General features: G+C 69.0%; 22 protein-coding genes and 1 tRNA gene. 11 read left to right on the forward strand and 12 right to left on the reverse strand.

Translation table 11 applies throughout. From position 1 onward, the window contains the following. Genes AMYNI_RS0113185 through AMYNI_RS0113195 form a run of 3 tightly spaced genes read right to left on the reverse strand, consistent with a single transcriptional unit; the run spans nt 1 to nt 3370 of the window. Nucleotides 1-996, reverse strand: a complete 996-nt coding sequence (locus tag AMYNI_RS0113185) for an iron-siderophore ABC transporter substrate-binding protein (protein WP_026360404.1) — start codon at nt 994-996, stop codon at nt 1-3. Further along, nucleotides 993-2009, reverse strand: coding sequence for an iron-siderophore ABC transporter substrate-binding protein (locus tag AMYNI_RS0113190; RefSeq protein ID WP_020668487.1), 1017 nt, complete (start codon nt 2007-2009; stop codon nt 993-995). Before AMYNI_RS0113190 ends, AMYNI_RS0113185 begins: the two co-directional genes overlap by 4 nt. A gap of 29 nt (nt 2010-2038) precedes the next feature. After that, the gene (locus tag AMYNI_RS0113195; RefSeq protein WP_020668488.1) at nt 2039-3370 is read right to left on the reverse strand and encodes a lysine N(6)-hydroxylase/L-ornithine N(5)-oxygenase family protein; all 1332 of its coding nucleotides are present in this window, start codon (nt 3368-3370) and stop codon (nt 2039-2041) included. 155 nt (nt 3371-3525) lie between these two features. Between AMYNI_RS0113195 and AMYNI_RS0113200 the strand changes: the two genes are divergently transcribed. Beyond that, on the forward strand, nt 3526-4482 hold the full coding sequence (locus AMYNI_RS0113200) for a methionyl-tRNA formyltransferase (protein ID WP_020668489.1): 957 nt from the start codon (nt 3526-3528) through the stop codon (nt 4480-4482). Nucleotides 4483-4570: 88 nt separating this feature from the next. On the opposite strand, the gene AMYNI_RS44450 is transcribed toward AMYNI_RS0113200, so the two are convergent. Then, nucleotides 4571-6415 carry an ArnT family glycosyltransferase gene (locus AMYNI_RS44450; protein WP_020668490.1) on the reverse strand — a complete coding sequence of 615 codons (1845 nt, stop codon included), beginning with the start codon at nt 6413-6415 and terminating at the stop codon, nt 4571-4573. A gap of 280 nt (nt 6416-6695) precedes the next feature. Between AMYNI_RS44450 and AMYNI_RS44455 the strand changes: the two genes are divergently transcribed. Continuing rightward, nucleotides 6696-8129 (forward strand): class I adenylate-forming enzyme family protein, encoded by a 1434-nt coding sequence (locus AMYNI_RS44455; RefSeq protein ID WP_020668491.1) that lies wholly within the window; start codon nt 6696-6698, stop codon nt 8127-8129. Next, a complete protein-coding gene (locus AMYNI_RS0113215) occupies nt 8126-9265 on the forward strand; it encodes a thiolase family protein (protein WP_020668492.1) in 1140 nt (379 codons plus the stop codon). Before AMYNI_RS44455 ends, AMYNI_RS0113215 begins: the two co-directional genes overlap by 4 nt. Nucleotides 9266-9268: 3 nt before the next feature. Here the strand turns inward: AMYNI_RS0113215 and AMYNI_RS0113220 are convergent, their stop codons facing one another. Beyond that, the gene (locus tag AMYNI_RS0113220) at nt 9269-9520 is read right to left on the reverse strand and encodes a holin (protein ID WP_020668493.1); all 252 of its coding nucleotides are present in this window, start codon (nt 9518-9520) and stop codon (nt 9269-9271) included. A 375-nt stretch (nt 9521-9895) separates the two neighbouring features. Here AMYNI_RS0113220 and AMYNI_RS0113225 point away from each other — a divergent pair, with 375 nt between their 5' ends. Beyond that, nucleotides 9896-11182, forward strand: a complete 1287-nt coding sequence (locus AMYNI_RS0113225; RefSeq protein WP_020668494.1) for a bifunctional glycosyltransferase family 2/GtrA family protein — start codon at nt 9896-9898, stop codon at nt 11180-11182. Nucleotides 11183-11185: 3 nt separating this feature from the next. Here AMYNI_RS0113225 and AMYNI_RS0113230 read toward each other — a convergent pair whose 3' ends face one another. Continuing rightward, nucleotides 11186-11536: a YciI family protein gene (locus AMYNI_RS0113230; protein ID WP_211225488.1), complete on the reverse strand. Its 351-nt coding sequence runs from the start codon at nt 11534-11536 to the stop codon at nt 11186-11188. A 406-nt stretch (nt 11537-11942) separates the two neighbouring features. On the opposite strand from AMYNI_RS0113230, the gene AMYNI_RS49025 reads away from it, so the two are divergent. Continuing rightward, complete coding sequence (locus tag AMYNI_RS49025; protein ID WP_157357342.1) at nt 11943-12530, forward strand: hypothetical protein; 588 nt, start codon at nt 11943-11945, stop codon at nt 12528-12530. Nucleotides 12531-13008: 478 nt separating this feature from the next. Here the strand turns inward: AMYNI_RS49025 and AMYNI_RS0113235 are convergent, their stop codons facing one another. Continuing rightward, nucleotides 13009-13569 carry a hypothetical protein gene (locus AMYNI_RS0113235; RefSeq protein ID WP_020668496.1) on the reverse strand — a complete coding sequence of 187 codons (561 nt, stop codon included), beginning with the start codon at nt 13567-13569 and terminating at the stop codon, nt 13009-13011. Nucleotides 13570-13724: 155 nt separating this feature from the next. On the opposite strand from AMYNI_RS0113235, the gene AMYNI_RS50525 reads away from it, so the two are divergent. Beyond that, nucleotides 13725-13856: a hypothetical protein gene (locus AMYNI_RS50525; RefSeq protein WP_020668497.1), complete on the forward strand. Its 132-nt coding sequence runs from the start codon at nt 13725-13727 to the stop codon at nt 13854-13856. A gap of 638 nt (nt 13857-14494) precedes the next feature. Here the strand turns inward: AMYNI_RS50525 and AMYNI_RS0113245 are convergent. After that, a tRNA-Tyr gene (locus AMYNI_RS0113245) sits at nt 14495-14576 on the reverse strand. 119 nt (nt 14577-14695) lie between these two features. Between AMYNI_RS0113245 and AMYNI_RS0113250 the strand changes: the two genes are divergently transcribed. The 3 genes from AMYNI_RS0113250 to AMYNI_RS50125 all read left to right on the forward strand — a co-directional run bounded on the left by AMYNI_RS0113250 (nt 14696) and on the right by AMYNI_RS50125 (nt 16172). Further along, nucleotides 14696-15187 carry a YajQ family cyclic di-GMP-binding protein gene (locus tag AMYNI_RS0113250; protein WP_020668498.1) on the forward strand — a complete coding sequence of 164 codons (492 nt, stop codon included), beginning with the start codon at nt 14696-14698 and terminating at the stop codon, nt 15185-15187. A gap of 95 nt (nt 15188-15282) precedes the next feature. Next, complete coding sequence (locus AMYNI_RS50120; RefSeq protein ID WP_245573923.1) at nt 15283-15852, forward strand: hypothetical protein; 570 nt, start codon at nt 15283-15285, stop codon at nt 15850-15852. Between the two features lie 11 nt (nt 15853-15863). Then, nucleotides 15864-16172, forward strand: a complete 309-nt coding sequence (locus AMYNI_RS50125; protein ID WP_020668499.1) for a pentapeptide repeat-containing protein — start codon at nt 15864-15866, stop codon at nt 16170-16172. Here AMYNI_RS50125 and AMYNI_RS0113260 read toward each other — a convergent pair. Then, entirely contained in the window at nt 16169-18829 is a 2661-nt protein-coding gene (locus AMYNI_RS0113260; protein ID WP_157357343.1) for a beta-N-acetylglucosaminidase domain-containing protein, read from the reverse strand. The genes AMYNI_RS50125 and AMYNI_RS0113260 overlap by 4 nt on opposite strands. Before the next feature lie 183 nt (nt 18830-19012). Here AMYNI_RS0113260 and AMYNI_RS0113265 point away from each other — a divergent pair, with 183 nt between their 5' ends. Then, a complete protein-coding gene (locus tag AMYNI_RS0113265) occupies nt 19013-20164 on the forward strand; it encodes a sialidase family protein (RefSeq protein WP_026360406.1) in 1152 nt (383 codons plus the stop codon). Nucleotides 20165-20187: 23 nt separating this feature from the next. On the opposite strand, the gene AMYNI_RS0113270 is transcribed toward AMYNI_RS0113265, so the two are convergent. Beyond that, nucleotides 20188-20781 carry a TetR/AcrR family transcriptional regulator gene (locus AMYNI_RS0113270; RefSeq protein WP_020668502.1) on the reverse strand — a complete coding sequence of 198 codons (594 nt, stop codon included), beginning with the start codon at nt 20779-20781 and terminating at the stop codon, nt 20188-20190. Nucleotides 20782-20787: 6 nt separating this feature from the next. Continuing rightward, nucleotides 20788-21642 (reverse strand): alpha/beta fold hydrolase, encoded by an 855-nt coding sequence (locus tag AMYNI_RS0113275; RefSeq protein WP_020668503.1) that lies wholly within the window; start codon nt 21640-21642, stop codon nt 20788-20790. A gap of 114 nt (nt 21643-21756) precedes the next feature. Between AMYNI_RS0113275 and rfbA the strand changes: the two genes are divergently transcribed. After that, nucleotides 21757-22638 carry a glucose-1-phosphate thymidylyltransferase RfbA gene (gene rfbA / locus AMYNI_RS0113280; protein ID WP_020668504.1) on the forward strand — a complete coding sequence of 294 codons (882 nt, stop codon included), beginning with the start codon at nt 21757-21759 and terminating at the stop codon, nt 22636-22638. Between the two features lie 6 nt (nt 22639-22644). Here rfbA and AMYNI_RS0113285 read toward each other — a convergent pair whose 3' ends face one another. Further along, nucleotides 22645-23967, reverse strand: coding sequence for an NtaA/DmoA family FMN-dependent monooxygenase (locus AMYNI_RS0113285; RefSeq protein WP_020668505.1), 1323 nt, complete (start codon nt 23965-23967; stop codon nt 22645-22647).

Below are 23967 nucleotides of genomic sequence, written 5' to 3' on the forward strand. Positions count from 1 at the left end.
CTATTTCGCCTTGGCCGCGAGCAACGGCACCGTCTGGTCGATCGCGTAGGGGATGGACAGCACGGTGTTGAACGAGATCGCCGCGCCGATCGGCGGATTCTCGTAACTCACGAACAGGTCCCGCTTCTCCTGGGTGACCTTCAGCTGCTGGTACAGCGGGTCGGTCCTGATCCGCTGCTCGGCCTCGGCGTCCGAGGTCAGCCACATCAGCCGGTCCAGCTCCAGCAGGTCCGTGCGCTCGACCCCGATGTTCGCCACGTTCTCGTCGCCGACCAGCGCGTTGATCTCATCCGAGAGCTTGAAGCCCATCGCGGTGACGAACAGCGACTTCGGGTCGTCCGGCGCGAACACCCCGTACTCGCCGGGCTTGAAGGTGTCCGCCACCGCGATGGTCTGGCCGGCGAACTCCGGATGCTCGGCCCGCACCTTGGCGTAGCGCTGGTCCATGTCGGCGACCAGCTGGTCACCCCTGGCCTGCTGACCGAGCGATTTCGCGATCGCTCTGGTCATCTCCTGCCAGGTCGCGCCGTAGTCCTTCGGCCCGGCGGGCTGGCCGACCACCGGGGCGATCCGGGACAGCTTGTCGTACTGCTCCTTGGTCATCCCGCTGTACTGCGCGATGATCAGATCCGGGCGCAGGGCGGCGATCTTCTCCAGGTTGAACTCGTCCCGCTCGCCGACGATCTCCGGCTGCACCCCGCCCCAGAGCGCCTGGGTCCACGGCCACTTGCCGAACGGTCGCTCCTTGAACCAGTCGACAACGCCGACCGGTTTGACGCCGAGCGCCAGCACCGCGTCCTGATCGGACAGCCCGAGCGTGACCACCCTGGCCGGTGCCGCCTTGATCTCGGTGCTGCCGTACTTGTGCGCGACGGTCACCGGGAAGGCACCCCCGGCCGGAGCCTGCGCGGACTGCTCGCCCTGGCCCCCGCACGCGGCGAGAACCGCAGCGAGGGCCAGGACGAGCAGCGCCACCCTGGTACGACGGAGGCTCACTTGGCGGTACCGGCGAGCAGCGGCACGGACTGGTCGATCGCGTACGGGATGCTCAACACGGTCGCGAAGGTGACCGCGGCACCGACCGGCGGCTCGCTGTAGGGCAGGAACACCGCGCGGCCTTCCTGCGCCACCTTCAGCTTCTGGTACAGCGGCTCGGCCTTGATCTGATCCGGTGCGGCGGCGTCCGAGGTGAGCCAGACCAGCTTGTCCACGTCCACCAGGTCGAGCCGTTCGGTGCCGAACTCGGTCGGGTTGCCGTCCGCGGTCAGGCCGGCGATCTGCTCGGGCACCTTGAAGCCCATTTCGGTCATCAGCACCGTGCGCGGGTCGTTCGCCGCGAACACGGCGTACTTGCCGGGTCCGGTGGTGTCCGCGACGGCGACCGTCTTGCCGGCGAAGTCCGGGTGCTGCTGGCGCACGTCGGCCAGCTTCTTGTCGACCCCGGCGACCAGCTCCTTGCCCTTCGCCTCTTCACCGAGCGCCTTCGCGACGGTGGTGGTCATCTCCCGCCACGGCGTCGCGTAGTCGGCGTACTTCCCGGACTGCGCCACCGTCGGCGCGATCTTGGACAGCGTGTCGTACTGCTCCTTGGGAATGGCCGCGTACTGGGCGATGATCACGTCCGGCCGGAGCGCGGCGATCTTCTCCAGGTTCAGGTCCGCGCGCTCACCGACGAGCTCGGTGGTGGCCCCGCCCCACTGCGGGGCGCTCCACGGGAACTGGGTGATCGGGGTGGTGAACCAGTCCACCACGCCGACCGGCTTGACCCCGAGCGCGAGCACCGCGTCCTGGTCGGTCAGCCCGATGGTGACCACTTTGGACGGTTTGCTCTTGATCTCGGTGCTGCCGTACTTGTGCTCGATGGTCACCGGGAAGGCGGCACCGGAGGGCTGGTTCGCCGCCGGCTGGCTCGGCGCGGACTGCTCGGAGCCGCAGGCCGCCAGCACCGCCGTCATCGCGAACGCGAGTAACAGCAGTGGCAGTCTGCGTGTGCTGGTCAGGGTGCTCATCGTCGTTTTCGCCCTTCAGGGATCTGCTCTTACGGGGTGAGAGTGCCGCTGGCCGCGTATTCGGGCAGCCGGTTCGCGGCGGCCCGCCGGTCCAGAACCGAGTCGAGGATCTCCCCGACCCGGATCGCGGTGTTCGACAGCAGCGAGGACGTGATGCCGTGCGAGTGCTCGGTACCGCCCTGCAGATAGATCCCCCCGGTGACCTCGGGCCCGGTGTCCAGCCGGTAGTCCCTGGTCACCCGCAGCCGGTCGAACTCGTCCCGGCGGCAGTACCCGGCCAACGCGCCCAGCAGCGCGGTCGGGTCGGCGGGCAGGTAGCCGGTGGAGTAGACGGCCACGTCCGCCTCCAGCACGGTCCGCTCGCCGTTGGTCAGCGACTCGATGGTGGCGCGCACCCCGTCAGCGGTCTCGGCCAGCTCGACCGGCCTGGACATGTTGAACATCCGCAGCCGCTGCGCGCCCCGCACCTTCTCCCGGTACATCCGCCGGTACAGCTCGTCGATCAGGTCGAGATCGACGGCCGAGTAGTTGGTGTTGCCGTGGTAGTCCATCAGCCGGCGCTTCATCCGCTCCGGCGCTTCGTAGAACGCGTCCACCGCCTCCGGGTCGAAGATCCGGTTGGCGAAGGCGCTGTCGTCGGACGGGCTGTAGCCGTAGCGCGCGAACACCGAGCAGACCTCGGCGCGCGGGAACCGCTCGTGCAGGAAGGCGGTCACCTCGGCGGCGCTCTGCCCGGCGCCGATCACCACGAACCGGGACGCGGTGTCCTCGTCGATGTCGCGGACCCGGTGCAGCAGCTCGCTGTTGTGCCAGATCCGGTCGCTCACCGTCACGCCATCGGGCAGGTTCGGCCGCAGCCCGGTGCCCACCGCCAGGTTCCTGGCCCGGAACACCGCCTCTTCACCGGCCGCGGTGCGGGTGCGGACGTCGAAGTGGACGACCGTCCCGTCCGCACCGGTCACCGGTTCGACGGCGGTCACCGTCTGGTCGTAGGAGACCAGATCGTCCACCTTGGCCGCGGCCCACTCGAAGTAGTCGTGGAACTCGATCCGCAGCGGGAACAGGTTCTTGTGGTTGATGAAGTCGACCAGCCTGTCCTTGGCGTGCAGGTAGGCGAGGAAGCTGAACCCGCTCGTGGGGTTGCGCATGGTGGCCAGGTCCTTGAGAAAGGACACCTGCATGGTCGCGTCTTCGATCAGCATCCCGCGGTGCCAGCCGAAGCAGGGCTGGCGCTCCAGGAAATGGGCGGTAACCGGCTCATCGGCCGATTCGTTGTGTTCGGTCAGTGCGATCGCGAGCGCTAGGTTCGAGGGCCCGAAACCCACTCCGACGAGGTCATAGACCGGAAGTGGCAGTGACATATCCGTCGACATACGCGTCCCATCGAGCGGCCTGGCCGCATGTTCGGTTGCCGGCCCATTGGCCGGTGAATATCCGAGGAAACCCTAACCTAACTTAGGCGAGCCTCAACTAGTACTTTCGAGGGTGATGTTCGTCCCTACAGCGAGGAGGACCCATGCGGGTCGCGATGTTCGGTTACCAGACGTGGGGGCACCGCACCCTGCGGGCGCTGCTGGACGCGGGGCACCAGGTGGTCCTGGTGGTCACCCACCCCAAGAGCGAGCACGCCTACGAGAAGATCTGGTCCGACTCCGTCGCCGACCTGGCCGAGGCCAACGGGGTGCCGGTGCTGCTGCGCAACCGCCCGGACGACGACGAGCTGATGAACCGGTTGAAGGAAACCGAACCGGAGATCATCGTGGCCAACAACTGGCGAACCTGGCTGCCGCCGGAGATCTTCTCGCTGCCACCGCACGGCACACTGAACGTGCACGACTCGTTACTTCCGGCCTACGCGGGCTTCTCGCCGCTGATCTGGGCGCTGATCAACGGCGAGCCGGAGGTGGGCATCACCGCACACATGATGGACGACACCCTGGACGCCGGGGACATCGTGCTGCAGCGCGCGGTACCGGTCGGTACCGAGGACACCACCACGGACCTGTTCCACAAGACCGTCGAGCTGATCGCGCCGGTGACCACCGAAGCGCTGAAGCTGATCGAGTCCGGCCAGACGCGGTGGACCCCGCAGGACCGCGACAAGGCCAGCTTCTTCCACAAAAGGTCCATTGAGGACAGTCGGATCGACTGGAACTGGCCGGCCGAGGACATCGAGCGCCTGGTGCGCGCGCAGTCCGACCCGTACCCCAACGCGTTCACCTTCCATCGCGGCGAGCGGCTGCGGATCACCAAGGCGAAGGTTTCGGCCGGACGCTACGGCGGCACCCCGGGCCGGATCTTCATCAAGGAGGGTGATGACCCGGCGGGCGTTGTCATCGTGGCCGGCGCGGACGCCCGGCGCGGGCGCAACCACGGGCTGGCGATCCTGCGGGTGCGCACCGAGGACGGCACCGACCTCGCCGCGGACGAGTACTTCCGCACCATGGGCGGCTACCTCACCTCCCACCCCTGACCCCGAACGGGCAAATAGCCGGCTTTTCGCCCCGAGCCGAACGTGACGTTTGGCCAATAGAACGAGCCAAACGTCACGTTGGGCCGGGTCAGGGGGCGGGTGGGCGGCAGTCGAAGAGGGCCTGGTTGCCCCAGGGGTTCGGCCGCGGCGGTGGGCGGTCGCCGGCCGGGTCGAACACTGCGGGCTCCACGACCGCGCAGTGCGTGCGCACCCAGTTCGCCTGCTCCAGCGCGGTTCCGCCGATGCCGGGCTGGTCGATCGTGGTGAACACGAACCGGACCTCCCCGGCAGCGGCGAGCCGGTCCAGCTCGGCCACCGGCAGCTGCGGCGAGTCCGCGTTGAAACCCCGCAGCAGCAGCACATTGTGCCCATCGGCGAGGTAGGGGCCGGCGGTGTTCGGGTGCTGCGCGGCCATCAGGAACCGCGAGCCGCCCCGGTTCGCCAGCAGGTGGGCGAGCATCGGGCGGTCGATGGCAAAGGCCTTCGCCGACATCGCCGACCGGCCCGCTGGCGCCGGTCCGGCCACCGGGTTGACCATCCGCCCGGAGCTCTTTTCGAACGCCGGGGTGCTCAGCATCCAGGTCACCGGCCCGGCGAGCATCGCCACCGCAGCAACCAGCACAGTCAGCACGGCCAGCCCCGGCACGGCCTGGCTCCGGCCGGACGAGGTCCTGGTGAGCAGCAGCAGGAGCACCGAGACCACCGCGGCCGCCACGATCAGCGGCGGTAGCCAGCCGAAGACGTTTCCCTGGCGCCCGACCAGCACCACCGCCCAGCCCGCGGTCAGCAGCACCCCGGCCGGCAACAGCCAACCGGCCGGTCCGCGGGCCTGCCACGCGGTGTACGCACGCGTCAAACCGACCCCGCCGACCGCGGCCAGTGCCGGGGCCATCACCGTGGTGTAGTACGGGTGCATCCCGCTGAGCGCGCTGAACGCGGCCCAGCCGGGCAGCAGCATGCCGCCCCACAGCAGCCAGCCCGCGCGGTCCCGCCGGTCACCGCGCAGGGAGGTCAGCACCCCGGCGGCCAGCAGCAACGCGGCCAGCGGCAGCAGCCAGCCGATCTGCGTGCCGACCTGCTCGTTGAACAGCCTGCCCGGCCCTGGCGCCCCGCCGAACACCGTGCCATGGCCGGCGCCGCCGCGGCTGACTCCGTTGTGCACGAAGACCATGTCCCAGACCGAGTTCGACGCGCTCCCGTCGACCTGCGGCCGTGCGCCGGCCGGCACCAGCGACACCACGATCATCCACGACAGCGACACCAGCACCGACAACGCGCCGTAGACCACCGCACGGGCGAACCGCACCCGTGGCGCCAGGTCCGCGAAGAACAGATAGGTGAGGCAGAACGCGGGCAACACCAGCAACGCCTGCAACATCTTCACCTGGAAACCGACGCCCACCAGCACCGCGGACAGCACCAGCCAGCGCCACCCCGGATGCTCCAGCGCACGCACCAGCGCATAGGCCGCCGCCACCACCGAACACATCAGCAACGTGTCCGGGATGTTCACCTGCGCCGTCACGAAAACCACCGGCGTGCACAGGAAAATCACCGCGGCGACGAACCCCGCCCGCGCCCCCGCCCACCGACGCACCGCACCGAACAGCAACGGCACCGAAACCGTCGCCGCCAGCACCTCCGGCAGCAAGAACACCCAGGACTGCGTGCCGAAAACCCGCACGAACAACGCGTGCACCCACAACGATCCCGGCAACTTGTCCGTGGTCACGAAGCCCGACGGATCGAACGCGCCGAAGAAGAAGTTGGACCAGCTCTCGCTCATACTCCGAATGGCCGAGCTGTAGTAGACGTGCGGCGTTCCACGGCTCAGCCCCCAGGCGTAGAGGGCGGCCGCGAGCACCGACAGCACCAGCACCGGCGTGAACCGCCGTCGCGGCAGGACTATCGGGCCGACGTTGACCGAATTCATCGCATCGGGCGGAGGTATCACTTTTTCCGGGCGCGCTGAACTGAACTTGACCACCATGACCCCCAGTCTTGGCGAAACAAAAGGAAGCGCATGCGCTCGGCTGAGCATAGAATTGGAAAATCAGATCGCTGAGAACCTTTTCAATTTTTGTCAGGTGGATTTACCAGGTTTCCGACAGAGAGGAAAGGAACGGTGACCGACCGTGTGCCCGCGGATACGAAACGAGCGGAATACCGTGTCCACTCCGGACCGGACCGGCGCCGGTGGGAGAATAACGGCTATGGCTGTTCTTCCGACGGTATTCGCCACCGCCACCGCGCGGCCGGACGACGTGGCCGTCCGGTCACGCCGGGCGACCCTGACCTGGCACCAGCTGGCCGGCCGGATCACCGCCGCCGCGGCGACCCTGCGCGAGCGCGGACTGGCCCCAGGTGACCGGATCGCGATTGAGGCGGCGGACCAGCTCGACGAACTGCTCTGGTTCCTCGCCGCGGACGCCGCCGGGCTCGGCGCACTGATCGTGACCCCCGCATGGTCCACTTCGGAACGTGCGCACGTGCTCACCAGGCTGGGGCCACGACTGGTGGTCACCGAGCCCGCACCTTCCGCGGTCACACCCGGCGTGGACGCGAGCACCGATGCCGGCGCACTGTGCTACGTGGGCACCACCTCCGGCAGCAGCGCGGCGCCCAAGCTGTACACCAGGACCCGCGGCTCGTGGCGGCGGAGCTTCGGCCCGCTGAGCAAGGCCTTCGGGCCCGGCCGGACCGACACCGTGCTGGTCGCCGGTTCGCTGTCCTCCTCGCTGTTCCTGTTCTCCGCCCTGCACGCGCTGGACTCCGGCGCCGAGGTGCTGCTGGCCGGCCCGTGGTCCGCGGACCGCGCGCTGGCGCACTGCCGCACGGCGACCGCGCTGCACCTGGTGCCCGGCATGCTGGCCGCGCTGTGCGACGGCTGGGAGCGCGATCCGGCCGCACTGGCGGACTGCTCGCTGCGCGCGGTGCTCTGCTGCGGCGCGAAACTGGGCGCCGGAGTGGAACGCCGGTTCCGGGCGCTGCTGCCGGACTGCCGGCTGATCGAGTACTACGGCTCCTCGGAGCACTCGCTGATCACCTACCGCGACGGCGAAGGCGGCGAAGATCAGGCCACTGTGGGCAGTCCGGCCCCGGACGTCGAGCTGGAGATCCGCGACGCGCACGGCACCCCGCTGCCGGACGGCACCGAAGGCGTGCTGTGGGTCCGCTCGCCGATGCTGTTCGCCGGTTATCTCCCCGACCGGGACGGGGACCCGCTGGACACCGGCTCGTTCGACGGGAACGGCTGGCTGTCCAACGGGGACCTCGGGGAGATCCGTCCGGACGGCACCCTCGAACTGCGCGGCCGGGACGGCCAGTCGGTGATCAACTCGGGCGGGCACAACGTGTCCCCGGCCGAGGTGGAGGCCGTGCTGCGGGAGGCGCCCGGGGTCGGCGAGGTGGTCGTGCTGGGCACCGCGCACAGCAGGCTCGGTGCCGTGGTCACCGCGGTGGTCGAGCCGGGCCACGGCACCGAGCCGAGCCTTCGCGAGCTGCGCGCGCTGGTCGCGCGGCGGCTCAGCCCGGCGAAACGGCCGCGCCGCTGGTGGCGTGCCACCGCACTGCCGCGCACCGCGACCGGCAAGGTCTCCCGGGTACCCGAGACGATCATGGCCGCGCCGCTGGAGCGGCTCCGATGAGCGAGACACCGATGATCGTCGCGGCGAGGCGCAGCGCGATCGGCAGGGCGGGCGGCATCTTCGGCGACCTGCCGCTGCACCGGCTCGCCGCACCGGTGCTCACCGCGGCGCTGGAGGACTCCGGAGCGTCCGCGTCGGAGGTCTCGGAAGTGTTGCTGGGCAACGTTTTCGGTCCGGGCGGCAACTCGGCGCGGGTGGCCGCGCTGGAGGCAGGGCTCGGCGTCGAGTCCTCCGCTGTCACCGTGGACCGGCAGTGCGCGAGCGGTCTGGAGGCGGTGCACCTGGCCGCCACCATGGTCGCGGCCGGGCGCGGCGGGCTGTACCTGGCCGGTGGTGCGGAAAGCCCGTCCACCGCGCCATGGCGCGCCGAACGGCCGCGGTCGGTGGGCGAGCCGCCGCGGTTCTATTCGCGGGCACCGTTCGCGCCCGCCGCGTTCGGCGATCCGGAAATGGGCGCGGCGGCGGACCTGGTCGCGGCCGAGGCCGGGATCAGCAGGGCGCGGCAGGACGAGTACGCCGCGGAAAGCCACCGCAAGGCGATCGAGACCGTCCGCGCCGGCGGGTTCGACGCGGAGATCGTGCCGATCGACGCGCATTGCACGGACCAGCGCCCGCGCGCCGGGCTGACCGCCGCCCGGCTCGCCCGGCTGCGCCCCGCGTTCAGCCAGGACGGCACCACCACCGCCGGGAACTCCTGCGGGGTCAACGACGGCGCGGCCGTGGTGGCCGTCGCGAGCGAGTCGTGGTGTGCCGATCGCGGGCTGCGCGGCCTGCGGATCGTGGACTGGGCGGCGTCCGGGGTGGACCCGCGGCGGCTCGGCCTCGGCCCGGTGCCCGCGGTGCGCACGCTGCTCGAACGCAACGGGCTCACCGTCGCCGAACTCGGCGTGGTGGAGTTCAACGAAGCCTTCGCCGGTCAGGTGCTGGCCTGCCTGGACGCGCTGGGCATCGCGCCGGAGCTCGTCTGCCCCGATGGCGGCGCGATCGCGCTTGGCCACCCGTGGGGCGCGTCCGGCGCGGTGCTGATGGTCCGGCTGTTCAGCCGGATGATGCGCGCGGACGGCCCGCGGTTCGGCCTTGCCGTGATCGCCGCCGGCGGTGGCCAGGGCCTGGCCACCCTGGTCCGCCGCGACTGACCCTCAGGTCCCGCGATGGGTACCGGTGACCTTGACCAGTGACGCGGTGCCGGGGTCGCCGCCCTTGGTGCTGCCGACCGAGGTGAGCAGGGAGAGCACCACCGCATATCCGGTGATGGACAGCCCGGTCCCCCAGTCGAGCCCGAGCAGCCCGGTACCGGCCGCCCCGAGCCAGGCCGCGAAGGACTGCACAGCCGTCTTGATCGCCCGTTCGACGGCGTCGATCCAGAATGTGCCACTGAAGTATTCGGACATCACGGCCGCTCCTCTGGATTTCGCGCGAAAAGAAAGATACGGAAAGAATCCGCCGCGCACCGGCCGGCCCGCCGCCACCGGCAGTGCGGACCATCGGGCGGCTTTCACTGCCCGCCGGGGCAGCCACCGTGACCGATCCGGAAAATTGTGCCCCAACTCACACCGAACTGCGGAGCGCCGCCCCTGCCGCAATGTCCGAATTCGTGTCGGTTTCACCCGGAAATCCCGACAGTTGCGCACTTTTCTTTCCTCACCTGTCGCGAACAAGTCACAAGATCCCAGTCGAGCAGGACCGAGAACTCACTACCACGGGATACCGCGTCGCCACGCTTAGTAGCAGCCGGGGCCAAGAATGGGCCCGCGATCCCAGAACAGGTGATCAGGTTGAGCGGTGCACTGGCGACCGGAGAACAAGCGCACGCGCCCGAACCCGGAAACGAACGCCAGCGGCGGGAAACGGTTCGGCGCACGGCGACGGTCGATGTGATCATTCCCGTCTACAACGAAGAAAAATCCCTTCCCGGTTGCATCCGGGTACTGCACGAGTACCTCGGCGAGCACATTCCCTTCGAATGGACCATCACCGTGGTCAACAACGCCAGCACCGACGCGACCCAGAACGTCGCCGAAGAGCTCGCCGCCGGCACCGAAGGCGTTCGGGTCATCCAGCTGGACCGCAAGGGCCGCGGGCACGCGCTGCGCACCGCGTGGAGCACCAGCGACGCGGACATCGTCGTGTACATGGACGTGGACCTGTCCACCGGCCTGGACGCCCTGCTGCCGCTGATCGCCCCGCTCACCAACGGGCACTCCGACCTCGCCATCGGCTCCCGGCTCGCGCCGGGCGCCCGCACCATCCGCGGGCCGAAGCGCGAGATGATCTCCCGCTGCTACAACTCGCTGATCAGGCTGTCCCACGGCGCCCGGTTCTCCGACGCCCAGTGCGGGTTCAAGGCCGCCCGCACCGAGGTGATCCGGCCGCTGCTGCCCCATCTGAAGGACGACAACTGGTTCTTCGACACCGAGTTGCTGCTGCTGGCCGAGCACAACGGGCTGCGGGTGCACGAGGTGCCGGTGGACTGGGTCGAGGACACCGACACCAGGGTGCAGGTGTCGAAGACCGCGGTCGAGGACATCCGCGGGCTGATCAGGGTGGCGCGCGACAAGGCGACCGGCGCGGCGAAGGTGGAGAGCCTGCCGCGCCGGCCGGACCCGACCCCGACCCATCCGGACGCGGTCATCGCGCGCCGGGAAACCGGGCTGTTGTGGCAGATTCTCTCCTTCGGCCTGGTCGGTGTCCTCTCCACGGCCGCGAACCTGTTGCTGTACGCGATCTTCCGCACCTTCTGGCCGCTGCTGCTGGCCAACTTCCTGGCGCTGACCATCACCACCCTGTTCAACACCGAGGCGAACCGGCGGCTGACCTTCATCGGCGTGCGGGGGTCGAGGCCGACCAGCCTGGTGCATCTGCAGGGCCTGATCATCTTCGCCTTCTACTACGCGTTCACCTCGGGCGCGCTGCTCGCGCTGAACCTCGCGGTGAGCCGGCCTTCGACCAGACTCGAGCTCGTCGTACTGCTGCTGGCCTCGGCCATCGGCACGGTGGGACGGTTCGTCGCGCTCCGGGGCTGGGTGTTCAAGAACCCGAACAGAAAGGCGTAGCGCTCAGGCGAGATCGGCGGCCTCGGTCACCCGGCGGATGTCGATCTCGATGTCACCGAAGAGCCGCGCGTACCGATGACCCCATTCGGTCGCCTCGGCCAGTCCGTCCACCTGGATCAGCACGAACCCGGCGATCAGCTCCTTGGTCTCGGCGAACGGCCCGTCGGTCACCGTGGTCTTGCCGTCGCGGACGGTGATCCGCTTGGCGTCCATCGAGCTCGGCCGCAGCCCCTCACCCGAGAGCAGCACCCCGGCGTCGGTGGCCTCCCGCAGGAACCGGTCGACCGCGTCGATCATCTCCGGCCCCGGCGTGAACGCTCCCGGCACGTTCTCGTCGAGCTTGTGCATGATCATGAAACGCATGCTATTTGCCTTCGCACCTGGACCGGTCCTCCCTCTACGGGCCCCGGCTTCACTGACGCGTCGATCGACGTACCGCCGGATCGACATCGCGGGGAGATTCTGCACGAAGAACGCCCCGTCGGCCTATCGCACATGGCCGGCGGGGCGTTCGATGCTGTAGCAGGTGAAAGATTCGAACCCCCCAAGGCTGAATTCACGGCTGCACAGTGATCAGGGTTGAGCCATCGCCATTGATGTCGCCACAACTGCTCCTTGCAGGTCAGATAAGGTGCCGTCGACCTCACAGACATGCGGGTAACCACTTTGCCAGTATGGCGACCTCCAAGGTCGGTCCGAGACGCTCCGTCGATCAGTGGTTCGCACGCCCTACGCGGTCACAAGTTGGCAAGATGTTGGGGTGACCACCACCACAACCAGCGTGAAGACAGAAAACGCACTGTTGTACCTCGCCGTGGACCTTGGCGATCATCCAGGACTCGAGGACTATGGGCGAAACGTTGACGCGCTCGTTACCCTCGCACGCCACGCAACCTTCCTGAGCGTCCTCCCGATTCGCGTTGAGGACGATGCCATCGGCCACCCGAAGGCGGTGGCTGAGATTGCAATACTCCGAACACGAATGGCCAGTCCATGGGTGAGCGTGCTCGCAGATCTGGCCAGAAACTCGACACCGATCGCCTATGGAGCCGGGACTCTTTACGCATTGCACAGCCTGTTGCGTTTACTCATGAGCTGGCAACGGCACCGACTGGAACTCGAAGAACGAGAGGTACAGCTCACCGTGCTGAGACGACGCCTGCTCGATGCAAGCGAGCAGCTAGCGGACGAGGGGGTACGACGCTCCGGCGAACCCAGACCGGCAAACAGAAACCTCGACATGGCCTCAAGCGTCACCGATTCCCTGATGAATGCAGCGGAAAGCCTGGGGACGATCCAAACGGCAGACATAATCGAACCGGATGATCCGCGCGCAACTGGCATCTGACACGCAGCGATGTTCACGCAGCCGTGCACGGCGACTGCGCTGCGACACGGGGTGATCTGTCACCCGCTGCCCGAGACGCCTGCGGACGCCACGGGTGGCCAAGCACGCAGACCAGCACAGGCAGTGTCCTCGGTCTCGCCTCGACGAGCACCTGCAGGAACGACCGGGCCCCCGGGAGGAGGCATCCGACCACGCCGCACGACTAAGCTAGCCCTGAACAAGAAAACCCGCAGGTGGACAGTGGTCTCCCTGCGGATTCCCGTGGTGTGGCAGGTGAGGGATTCGAACCCCCGAAGGCTGAGCCGTCTGTTTTACAGGGAACAACTACAACGCTCTGAACAGGCGTTATGTGCGTTGGAACAGCCCGTGATACGCCCGCACCGCGCGGATTGCGGACGGGGCTGTGTGACGGAACGCCGTAACTGTCATCACCGCCGGACCCCGCGGGCCGGGGTATCGGCCAGTGCAGTCGGTTCTCTCAGCCCGTGAAGGTCAACGCGGCAGTGTTCGCCGTGAAGCTCTGTACGCCACCCGCACCGCACAGGCCGTCTTGGGTGACGATCACGGGGGTGGCGGTGATGGTGTCACCGGCCATCACGCCGCTGTCGATGCTGGCCGACAGCCCGAGATCCCCGCTGGTGGGGTCCGTGCTGACCACGAACGTGATCTCGCTCGTGCGCCCGGTGTTCCACTCGAATGTTGCCTCGCCGCCGAGGTGCAACGGAGCCGGGGCGCAGCCGTCGGCTTTTGCTCCAGGCGTTCCGTTGACCTGGGCCGACTGTAGCTGCGGCTGACTGCCGTTGGGAGAGTTGCAGCTCGCGATCGTGGCCACGGTGTCGGCGTCGACGGTGTTGAAGTCCAGCGGCGGGGTGAAGTTGAACTGGAACGTGGTGGTGCAGACCAGATCGACGTCTTGGGCGTGGGCTACCGGTGTGGGGGCCGAGAACAGTCCGGTCGCGGCCAGGGTGAGTGCGCTGAACATGGTGCTGGCTCGGGTCGGAAAACCCGCGCGCGTGAGGACGTTGCCCTGGTCCGACATCGTTCGACTCCTTCGCTCTGGATTGGCCCCGTCCCAGTCTGGGCGTGCAGTTCGGGCGGCTGAGCCGTTTCCGCTGGATCGTGGGACCCCTGGCTGGGGGAAGACGTCGGCTCCGATGTGGGTCCAATCAGGGGCGGGCTATCAACGGCTGCAGCATGATCAGCACCGTCGAGGAAGTGGCGGTCTACGTGGAAGGCGGTGGCCGGTTGCGCGTCGACGATCTGGAACCGATCGCCTGGGGAACGCCGATGCAGCGGCTGCGCGCACCTTACGGAAATCTCCACTAGAACATGTGTTCGAACTAGCTGGCCGGACATCACGGCCGAGGTCTTGACCAGCGGCACACGCGTCCAGGCACGGCTCGCAGTGGAGCACGGGCGCCCCGGCGTGCACTGTGCGGAAGGACTCACCGACGTTCTCGACATCATCCGGCGAGTCACCTCGGAGCCCCAGAACTTCGCCGACAGGCTGCCACGGCTACTGCCGACCGCACGATGACCGAGCACGACTTCGAAAAAGATCGTCTGATCAGAGCCCTTGTCGAGACCGTCGGCGGCTATCTCAGGAACGCGGGGTTACAAGGCACCCATTCCGATCTGGGAGCACTGAACATCCTTTGCACGCGATCTTGTCGACCATGCTCGCGAGCCTGCCGGAAGTCGACCTGGCACCAGCCCACGCAGTGGGGAGTCCGCGCGGTTTCAGTGCGGACCATTACGTGCCACTGATGATGCCGCCGCGTGCACCCTCTGAGAAGCGGCCTTATGACCTACGCCGCGGCGGTGTCCACATGGCTCAACAACGGCGTGGAGTCGCCAGGGTGGCGAAATGGGCAGGCAAAGCCTGGCCGTGCTGCTGCACGTCTACGCCACGAGAATGCCCGCCCGGCCTATAGTTCCAGGCCAGACGGGCATTCTTCGTGGTGTGGCAGGTGAGGGATTCGAACCCCCGAAGGCTGAGCCGTCTGATTTACAGTCAGATCCCTTTGGCCGCTTGGGTAACCTGCCATGGCCGGTGCGGACCGGCCGACGAAGAGCGTACCCAACGCCTTCACGGGGTGGGCAACCGGGATCAGGCTAGGGTGGGCCCAACCCAGACGAGTGCGATTACAGAGGTGTGAGGACACGTGGCGGATCCCTCTTTCGACGTGGTCAGCAAGGTCGACCGGCAGGAGGTGGACAACGCGCTGAACCAGGCGGGCAAGGAGCTGTCCACCCGCTTCGACTTCCGGGGCGTGAACGCCAAGGTGGCCTGGGCCGGCGAGGAGGCCATCGCGATCGAGGCCGAGACCGAGGAGCGCGCACTGGCCGCAGTCGAGGTCTTCAAGGAGAAGCTGATCAAGCGAGGCATCTCGCTGAAGGCCTTCGAAGCGGACGAACCGGCCATTTCGGGCAAGATCTACAAGGTCAGCGGCAGGATCATCCAGGGCATCTCCTCGGAGAAGGCCAAGCAGATCGCCAAGTACATCCGCGACGAGGGCCCCAAGGGCGTGCAGGCGCAGATCCAGGGCGACCAGCTCCGGGTCTCCGGCAAGAAGAAGGACCACCTGCAGGACATCATCGCCCTGCTCAAGGCGCACGACTTCGAGATCGCCCTCCAGTTCACCAACTACCGCTGAGGTCGGAACCCGCGGGCTAGGGCGATGAACACCGGGGGAACGAGCGCGACCTGCCGGTGCTGCCGTGGCGCTGGGTCTGGGTGGCGGTGGGACTGGTGCTGCTCCTGACGATCGCCACCGTGTGGCTGCTGCTCGCCTACGCGCGAAGCGGGCGCCCGGCGCCGCAGGTCAGCACCGAGCTGGACGCGCTGCGCACCGCGCTCAGCATCACCCTGGGCGCCGGCGGCGGTTTCGCGCTCTGGTTGGCGACCCGGCGGCAACGCTCCACCGAGCTGCAGCTCCGGGAAAACGCGCGGATCGCGCGCGAAGCTCGGGCGCTGGAAAGGGAGACCGCCGCGGCCACCGAGTTCGACGCCACGGAACGCCGGGTCACCGACCTCTACACCGCGGCGGTCGAGCAGCTCGGCTCGGCGAAGGCCCCGGTCCGGCTCGGCGGGCTGTACGCGCTGGAGCGGCTGGCACAGCAGAACCCGCGGCTCCGGCAGACCATCGTCAACGTGCTCTGCGCCTACCTGCGAATGCCCTTCGGCATCCCGAAAAGCGAACTCACCGCGCGGTACCTGCGCGGCCAGGAACCGGTGCAGACCGCCACCGACCGGGAGTCCGCCGAAGAACCGACATCGACCTCGACCTGCGCGGCGCCACCCTGGAGGATCTCGACCTAGGCGGCTGCACCGTGGGGCGCGCCGATTTCGCGTACGCCAGATTCACCAACGCGGTGGACTTCCGCGAGACCGTCTTCGACGGGGAAGCCTGGTTCTTCCATTCGTCCTTCGACACCGTCGCAGGATTCCACGGCGCTCGCTTCAACGACAGAGCGATCTTCACCAGAACCCTGTTCTCCTGCCAGCTGAACCTGGACGAAGCTCATCTCGCATCGGGCCGCCTTCTTCTACGAGACCACCTTCGGCAGTCTGGCGAAGGACGACGTCCCGCCGCCGGGCTGGCGGGCGGAAGACGGGCGGTTCGTGCCGGCGGAACCTAACCGAAGTGCGGAATGACCTCGTGCACCTGCGGCGGCGGCGAGCCGGGGGTCCACAGTAGACGGACCTGGTCGGTCTCGCCGCGCACGCGCAGGTCGGTGTAGGGGCCGGTGAGCGTGCCGGCGGTGCGCCACTGGCCGTTCTGCCGCAGCTGCACCTGTGCGCGGGCGGAGGAGTCGGCGAGCACCACGATCCGCTGCACCGGGCGCGGTGTGGCAGCCGCCACGACGAGCGCGTCGCCCGCAGCAGGGGCCGAAGCGGCCGTGTAGACGGAGTCCGCGTCGCCATCGGCGGCCGCGGCGAGCGCCGAGCCGGGGGCGGCGGGCGGGCCGCCGGTGACCGTCATCGCCGGGCCGTCCGTGGTGGTCACCGCGAACTCGCGCACCACCAGCCAGTTTGCCTGCTCGGCGGTGACCCGCAGGCGGACCTGGCGGGCCTCGGTGTCTGGCACGTCCACCGCGACCTCTGGCTGTCCGGACACCGTGGCCATGGTGGTCCACCGCTGCCCGTCCGCCGAGTACTCGAGCACCCCGGCCTGCGCGAAGTCCTGCTCGCTGCCCGGTTTGCCCATCTTCACCTCGACCCGGCTGATCGGCCGCACCGCGCCGAGGTCGACACCCACGCTGTCGCCGGGGGACGGCGCGCCGTCGCTCCAGAAATAGGTCGCCAGATCGCCGTCCAGCATCCGCGCCGGCGAGTTCTCCCCGTAGGTGGGCAGCGAAGTGCTCGCGGACGCCTTGGGCGGCAGGCCGAAACCGTCATCGACGCGGGCCAGCGCGGCGGTGAAGAAGGGCTCGCAGACGTCCACGCAGACGAGCGGCTTCTTCGGACCGCCCGCGGTCGGCGTGGTGATCAGCTCGGCCTTGGCCAGGGTCTCCTTCAGCGCGCGGCGCTCGGCCCAGGCGAGTCCGCCGTCGCCGGTCCGCTGGGCGTGCAGCATGCGCAGCGCGTGCCGGCCCGCCTCGCCGAACAGGCCGAGCTTGTCCAGCCACGGCCCGATCTCGTCCAGGAACGCCGGATTGCCCGCCATACCGTGCCGCAGCTCGGCGGGATTCGCGGCCATCCGCTCGAAGTACGCCGCCAGCGGCGCATCGCCGCGACCGGCCCAGAAGTCGGCCAGCAGGGGCCGCAGCACAGGCGAGTCCTTGTCCTTCTCGCCGGTGTCCAGCCGGGCCAGCACGCCGGCGTAGTTGTTCTCCGCGAACACCTTCAGCGCGCCGGCGGCGGGCCCGCCGAGGTCGGCCAGCGCGGCCGCCCATGACGCGTCCGGGTCGTAGCGCTCCGGGTTCCACAGGAAGTCGGCGGAGGTGAACTCGGCGATCTTGGAAGCCTCGGCCTGCACCATCGGGTTCGCGGTCACCCCGGCCAGGTGCCCGGCGATGCCCGGCTCACGGCCGACATACGGGCCGAGCAGCAGCCGCGGGGTGATGTAGTCGTTGACCGGGTAGTTGTCCCAGACCAGAATCTCGTGCCCGAACACCCGCTCGGCCTCGGCCGCCTGCGCGGCGGTGATCTGCGGGGCGATCACGCCCACCCCGGTCCACTCCACCAGCACCTTCGGGTCCAGCTGGGTGCGCAGTGCCGTCTTGTAGCCGGAGTCGGCCAGGTCGTAGTACTCGGTCGGCACCATCTGCAGCGGCTGCGCCCCGGGATGGGTGGCGATGAAGTCCCGCTGCACCCGGTTGAGCAGGTAGGACTGCGCCGCGCCGGCCGCCGCGCCGCCGGTGCCGAACTTCGCCTCGTCCGCGGCGCAGTTCCACTTGGTGTAGGAGATGTCGTCCAGCGGCACGGCGAAGGTGCGCACCCCGATGTCCCAGATCGTCTGGAACTTCGCGATCAGCGCCCGCACGTCGGCCTCGTCGGAGTAGCAGACCGAAAGGCCGGGCGAGAGCGCATAGGTGAACTCGACGTGGTTCGCGGCGGCCCGTGCGGTCAGTGCGGCGATTTCGGCGAGCTCGGCCGGCGGGTAGCTCTCGCGCCAGCGTTCACGCAGGTACGGGTCGTCCTTCGGCGAGTAGACGTAGATGTTCTGCTTGGTCCGGCCGTAAAAGTCCAGCTGGGACAGCCGGTCGTCGTGCGACCACGGCGCGCCGTAGAAGCCCTCGATCACCCCGCGCAACGGCATCGACGGCCAGTCCCGCACGGTCAGCGCGGGCACCGAGCGGCCGGTGACCACCTGGCGCAGGGACTGCGCGGCGTAGAAGGTGCCGGTGGGGTCGACCCCGGCCAGCGCCAGCACACCGCGTCCGGCGGCCAGGGTGTAGCCGCCGGCGGGCAGCCCCTCCGGGCCTGGCGCGCCGAGGCCGGCCAGCGCGGCCGCGGTCGCCGGGTTCTCCGCCGGCCCGCCGATGTACACGGTCAGTGACGACCGGTCGCCTTCGCCGCGGACGAACCGCTGGGCACCGGCGGCACGGAGCACCTGCTCCACGAGGGCGAGCGCGGCCGGGTCGGTGCCTTCGGCCAGCACCTCCCGCACCGTGTGCGGAACCGCCATCCGGCCACTCTTCGGGTGAACTTCCTGCGGAGTCGGCCAAATCCTGGCCACTCGGCCGCTCGGGTCGGACTCTTCGGCCGCCGCCGTGACCGCCGCGGGTATGACCCCGGCGACGACCAGTGTCGCAACGAGGAAGGTCCTGCTCAATCGCCCTGTTCTCATCATCTCCGAGCACCTCCGAGCATTTTTGAGCAGCACCGAACAAGAACGTTAACACCAATTTCGACTAGTGGACTGAACCAATCGGGCGAGTTTGCGCCGGGAAGATTCAACCGGATCGTGTGAACGATTCACTGGATCAGCCACTCCGTGGTGTAATCGCACGGCCGTCACAGGGAAGGGAAAGCCATGCGCCGGATGGGGATACTCCTGATGTCACTGCTCGTGGTGGCGAGCTTGGTGACGCCCGCACAGGCGGCCCAGGCCGAGCGCAAGCTCCTCCAGGCCGGTCACGGTGAGTACCCCCGGCTGATCCGGCTGGAGCACACCGTCGGCCCGCGCAACGGCCGCATCCTGGCCGCGATGACCAGTGAGGACGAGCGCGGCCGGTACGCACCGATCTTCGAGAGCACCGACGAGGGCGAGAGCTTCCACAAGATCAGCGAGGTCCGCGACCCCGAGGGCGCCAACGGGATGTGCTGCGGCACCCTCTACGAGCTGCCGCAGCGGGTCGGCAGGCTGCGCGCGGGCACGTTGCTCTGGGCGGCCAGCTACGGGCAGGCCGCGGGGCCGGGCCGCCGGGTCGGCATCAAGATCTGGGCCAGCAAGGACAGCGGCCGGAGCTGGAGCTTCCTGTCCGAGGCCGCCCGCTCGCACAACCACGACGGCATCTGGGAGCCGGAGTTCACCATCGACGCCGGCGGCACCATGTGGCTGCACTACGCGGACGAGACCGAGGCGCCGCGGTTCGGCCAGGTGCTCAACCGGGTGGCCAGCACGGACGGGGTGAACTGGGGCACCAAGCAGCGCACCATGGCGATCCCGCCGGACCGGGTCCGGCCGGGGATGCCGATCGTCCGGCGGCTGCCGAACGGGCAGTACTACTTCAACTACGAGATCTGCAACTACGGCCACCGGTTTTGCGACCCGTACTTCAAGATCTCGCCGGACGGCGCGAACTTCGGCGACCCCGGCGCGCAGGGCACCCAGATCGCCACCGCGGAGGGCAACCACTTCCAGCACGCGCAGACGGTCACCCTGTTCCCCGGCGGGCCGAACGGCACCAGGGTGCTGATGGTCGGCCAGATCTATGTCGCCGACGACGGCACCCGGCTGCCCGGCAACGGGAAGACCTTGCTGGCCAACGACAATTTCGGGGCAGGGCCGTGGTACGAGGTGCCGGCACCGGTGCACGTGAAAGAGCCCTTCGACAACTACTGCCCGAACTACAGCTCCACCCTGCTGCCGGTGGACGGCGGGCAGAACGTGCTGCAGATCGCCGCCGACTACACCGACACCGGCGACTGCACCGCCTACTTCGGCAAAGGCCCCTCCTCCTAGCGCCTCCCGACATGTCGTGAAGGTTAGGGCTGGGGGAGGAGGCCGAGTAGCCAGGCGCCGAGTGCCTGCTCGGCCTCGGCGCGTTCGCGGGCCGGGTCCTCGGCGTTGGCGATCAGCAGCGCCGCCTCCATCACCGCGCTGAGGATCAGCTGGGCGAGCACGCGCACCGGCTGCGGCGCCAGCAGCCCCTGCGCGGTGGCCTGTTCCAGTGCGCCGATCACCATGCCGAGGCCGTACTCGCCCTCGATCTGCCGCCAGGTGCGCCAGCCGAGCACCGCGGGCGCGTCGGTCAGCGAGATCTGCCGGACCTCGGGCCTGCCGCAGGCGTCGAGGAAGGCGCCGAGCGCGGTCACCATGCCGGTGCCGAAGTCGGGGGCCGTCGTCAGCGCCGCCTCCACCTCGCCGGCGACGTCCCGCTCCAGCTCCTCGAACACGGCACGGAAGAGTCCCTGCTTGTCCGCGTAGTGGTGGTACAGCGCGCCACGGCTGACCCCGGCCGCGCGCACGATCTCGTCCGCGGGCACCGCGTGGTAGCCGCGGGCCGCGAACAGCTCGCGTGCGGCGGAGACCAGTGCGGACTTCGTGCTGCTGGAGCGATCCTCTTGGCTGCGGCGCATAGTCTCCTAGTTTGCCAAGCGCCCGGCGAAACCGACGATGTGCTCGGTCAGTTCGGCCGGGCGGTCCTCCGGCACGAAGGTCCACGAGTCCGCGATCTCGGCCAGTTCGGCGTCCGGCAGCAGTTCGGCCAGCCGGTGCGCCAGCGAGATCGGGAACAGCCGGTCCTCCGGCGCCCAGGCGAGCAGCACCGGCCGGTCGAAGGCGGGCAGCTCGCTGGCGGCGGCCAGGGTGTGCCGGCGGTGCACCCCGAGCAGGAACCGGCGCAGGTCCCGCCGGATGCCGGGGTCGCGCCAGGCCGGGTCGAGGTAGGAGCGGACGGCCTCGACCGGCAGCGGCCGCTTGGTCAGCCGGCCGAAGGCGAACGGCAGCCGTCGGACGAGGGTCGACCTCAGCGCCGCGGCGGCCAGCCAGGTCGCCCCCGGCAGCCGCGCCAGCCGGGGCAGCGGCGCGAAGATCGGCGGGAAGAAGTACTCGAAGGAGTCCGACGGCGTGAGCACCACGCCGGCGATCCGCTCCGGGTGCCTGGCCATCAGGATCTGGGTGAGCGCGCCGCCGGTGTCGTTCGCCACCACCAGCACGTCGCGCAGATCCAGCGCGGCGAGGAAGTCCGCGATCAGCCTGGCCAGGCCGGGCGGGCTGAGGTCGGCGTCCGGGGCCATCGGCCTGCGGTGCGAGCCGAGTGGCCAGTCCGGCGCCAGGCAGCGGAATCCGGCGGCGGCCACCCCGGGCAGCACGTGCCGCCACAGGTCGGCGTTCACCAGCAGGCCGTGCACGAACACCACCGGCCTGCCCTCGCCCTGTTCGGCGTAGTCCAGCACCCCGGCCGGAAGTCGCACCTGACCGTTCCGCTGCAGAGTCATCCTGGCTCCTTTCGTCCCAGCCATAGTTACATACAGTCTGTATGTATGTAAACCGGCACGGGCATCCGACCGCTACCCTGTCGACGGACCGACCACGACCAGGAGGAGCTGCGAATGAAGGGCATCGTGCTGGCCGGAGGCAGCGGCACCAGGCTGCATCCGATCACCCAGGCGGTCTCGAAGCAGCTGCTGCCGGTGTACGACAAGCCGATGATCTACTACCCGATCTCGGTGCTGATGCTGGCCGGGATCCGCGAGATCCTGCTCATCTCCACCCCCTCCGATCTGCCCAGCTTCCGGCGGCTGCTGGGCAACGGCGACCAGTTCGGGCTGCGGATCAGCTACGCCGAGCAGGCCAGCCCGAACGGGCTGGCCGAGGCGTTCGTGATCGGCGCGGACTTCATCGGCGACGACGACGTGGCGCTGGTGCTCGGCGACAACATCTTCTACGGCCAGGGCTTCTCCAGCCGGATGCAGGCCGAAGTGTCCACTTTGGATGGTTGCGCGCTGTTCGGCTACCCGGTGAAGGACGCCCAGCGCTACGGCGTCGGCGAGGTGGACGAGCACGGCAAGCTGCTCTCCATCGAGGAGAAGCCGGCCGAGCCGAAGTCGAACAAGGCGATCACCGGGCTGTACTTCTACGACAACCAGGTGGTCGAGATCGCCGCCGCGCTCCAGCCGTCGGCCCGCGGCGAGCTGGAGATCACCGACGTCAACCTGACCTATCTCCGCCAGGGCAGGGCGAAACTGGTCGACCTCGGCCGCGGGTTCGCCTGGCTGGACACCGGTACGCACGACTCGCTGCTGGAGGCCGGGCAGTTCGTGCAGGTCCTCGAGCACCGCACCGGGGTGCGGATCGCCTGCCTGGAGGAGATCGCGCTGCGGATGGGCTACATCGACGCCGACCAGTGCTTCGCGCTGGGCAGCAAGCTCCATAAATCCGGCTACGGCGACTACGTGATGAACGTCGCCCGCGCCGCCGGTGCCACCGCCTGACCCGCGTCAGGCGGCGAAGAGGTGGTCGCGGAGGGTTGAACCGGTGTACTCGGTGCGGAAGGCGCCGAGTTCCTGGAGGTGCGGGACGACCTCGGTGACGAACTCGTCCAGGCCGGTCGGAGTCAGGTGCGGGACCAGCACGAAACCGTCCGCGGCGTCGGACTGCACGTACTCGTTGATCGTCGCCGCCACCTGCCTGGCGGTGCCGACGAACTGCTGCCGCGCGGTCATCTCGATCACCAGCTCGCGGATGGACAGCTTCTTCTCCGCCGCGACCGCCCGCCATTTCGCGGCCAGCGCCAGCTGGTCCTGCTCGTGCCGGACGCGGCCCCAGGTCAGCGGCGGGGCGTCCGGGTCGGGATCGACCTCCGGCAGCGGGCCGTCCGGGTCGTAGCCGGACAGGTCCCGGCTCCACACCTGCTCCAGGAACTGGATCGCAGTGGCCGGCCGCACCTGCTGGTAGCGGATCTCCCTGGCCCGCTCGTGCGCGTCCTCCTCGGTGTCGCCGAGCACGAAGGTGGCGGCCGGCATGATCAGCAGGTCGCCCGGCGCCCGGCCGTACGCGGCCAGCCTGCGTTTGACGTCGGCGAAGAACGCCTGGCCGTCGGCGAGGGTGCCGTGCCTGCTGAAGATCACGTCCGCGGACTTCGCGGCGAACTCCCTGCCCTCGTCCGAGTCGCCGGCCTGGATCACGATCGGCTGCCCCTGCGGGGTCCGCGGCAGGACGAACTCGCCGGAGATGTCGAACTGCGGTCCTTTGTGGACGAAATGGCCGATGCCGCCGTCCCGGACGAACACTCCCTTCTCCTTGTCCCCCAACACCGCGTCCGGCGACCAGCTGTCCCACAGCTCCCGCGCGGTGCTCAGGAACTCCTCCGCCCGCGCGTACCGGTCCTTCCGCTCCAGGTAGCCGCCGCGCCGGAAGTTCGCGCCGGTCCACGCATCCGGCGAGGTGACCACGTTCCACGCCGCCCGTCCACCGGAAAGGTGGTCCAATGTGGACACCTTGCGGGCGATCTCGTACGGCTCGTTGTAGGTGGTGGACAGGGTGCCGGCCAGGCCGAGTCTGCTGGTCACCGCGGAGAGCGCGGCCAGCACGGTCTCCGTATTCGGCCGCCCGACCACGTCGGAGTCCAGGATCTTCCCGGCGTGCTCGCGCAGCCGCAGGCCCTCGGCCAGGAATAGGAAGTCGAACTTGCCGCGCTCCGCGGTACCGGCCAGGTGCTCGAAGGAGGCGAAGTCGATCTGGCTGCCGGAGCGCGGGTCGCTCCACACCGTCGTGTTGTTCACGCCGGGGAAGTGCGCGGCCAGCTTGATCTGCTTGGGCAT

Source organism: Amycolatopsis nigrescens CSC17Ta-90 (genome assembly GCF_000384315.1).
Lineage (GTDB): Bacteria > Actinomycetota > Actinomycetes > Mycobacteriales > Pseudonocardiaceae > Amycolatopsis > Amycolatopsis nigrescens.

Coding starts and splice junctions, on each gene's coding strand:
- AMYNI_RS0113190 (WP_020668487.1), bottom strand. CDS start 2,009: ATGAGCACCCTGACCAGCACACGCAGACTGCCACTGCTGTTACTCGCG.
- AMYNI_RS0113195 (WP_020668488.1), bottom strand. CDS start 3,370: ATGTCACTGCCACTTCCGGTCTATGACCTCGTCGGAGTGGGTTTCGGG.
- AMYNI_RS0113200 (WP_020668489.1), top strand. CDS start 3,526: ATGCGGGTCGCGATGTTCGGTTACCAGACGTGGGGGCACCGCACCCTG.
- AMYNI_RS44450 (WP_020668490.1), bottom strand. CDS start 6,415: ATGAATTCGGTCAACGTCGGCCCGATAGTCCTGCCGCGACGGCGGTTC.
- AMYNI_RS44455 (WP_020668491.1), top strand. CDS start 6,696: ATGGCTGTTCTTCCGACGGTATTCGCCACCGCCACCGCGCGGCCGGAC.
- AMYNI_RS0113215 (WP_020668492.1), top strand. CDS start 8,126: ATGAGCGAGACACCGATGATCGTCGCGGCGAGGCGCAGCGCGATCGGC.
- AMYNI_RS0113220 (WP_020668493.1), bottom strand. CDS start 9,520: ATGTCCGAATACTTCAGTGGCACATTCTGGATCGACGCCGTCGAACGG.
- AMYNI_RS0113230 (WP_211225488.1), bottom strand. CDS start 11,536: ATGATCATGCACAAGCTCGACGAGAACGTGCCGGGAGCGTTCACGCCG.
- AMYNI_RS0113235 (WP_020668496.1), bottom strand. CDS start 13,569: ATGTCGGACCAGGGCAACGTCCTCACGCGCGCGGGTTTTCCGACCCGA.
- AMYNI_RS50525 (WP_020668497.1), top strand. CDS start 13,725: ATGATCAGCACCGTCGAGGAAGTGGCGGTCTACGTGGAAGGCGGTGGC.
- AMYNI_RS0113260 (WP_157357343.1), bottom strand. CDS start 18,829: ATGATGAGAACAGGGCGATTGAGCAGGACCTTCCTCGTTGCGACACTG.
- AMYNI_RS0113265 (WP_026360406.1), top strand. CDS start 19,013: ATGCGCCGGATGGGGATACTCCTGATGTCACTGCTCGTGGTGGCGAGC.
- AMYNI_RS0113270 (WP_020668502.1), bottom strand. CDS start 20,781: ATGCGCCGCAGCCAAGAGGATCGCTCCAGCAGCACGAAGTCCGCACTG.
- AMYNI_RS0113275 (WP_020668503.1), bottom strand. CDS start 21,642: ATGACTCTGCAGCGGAACGGTCAGGTGCGACTTCCGGCCGGGGTGCTG.
- rfbA (WP_020668504.1), top strand. CDS start 21,757: ATGAAGGGCATCGTGCTGGCCGGAGGCAGCGGCACCAGGCTGCATCCG.
- AMYNI_RS0113285 (WP_020668505.1), bottom strand. CDS start 23,967: ATGCCCAAGCAGATCAAGCTGGCCGCGCACTTCCCCGGCGTGAACAAC.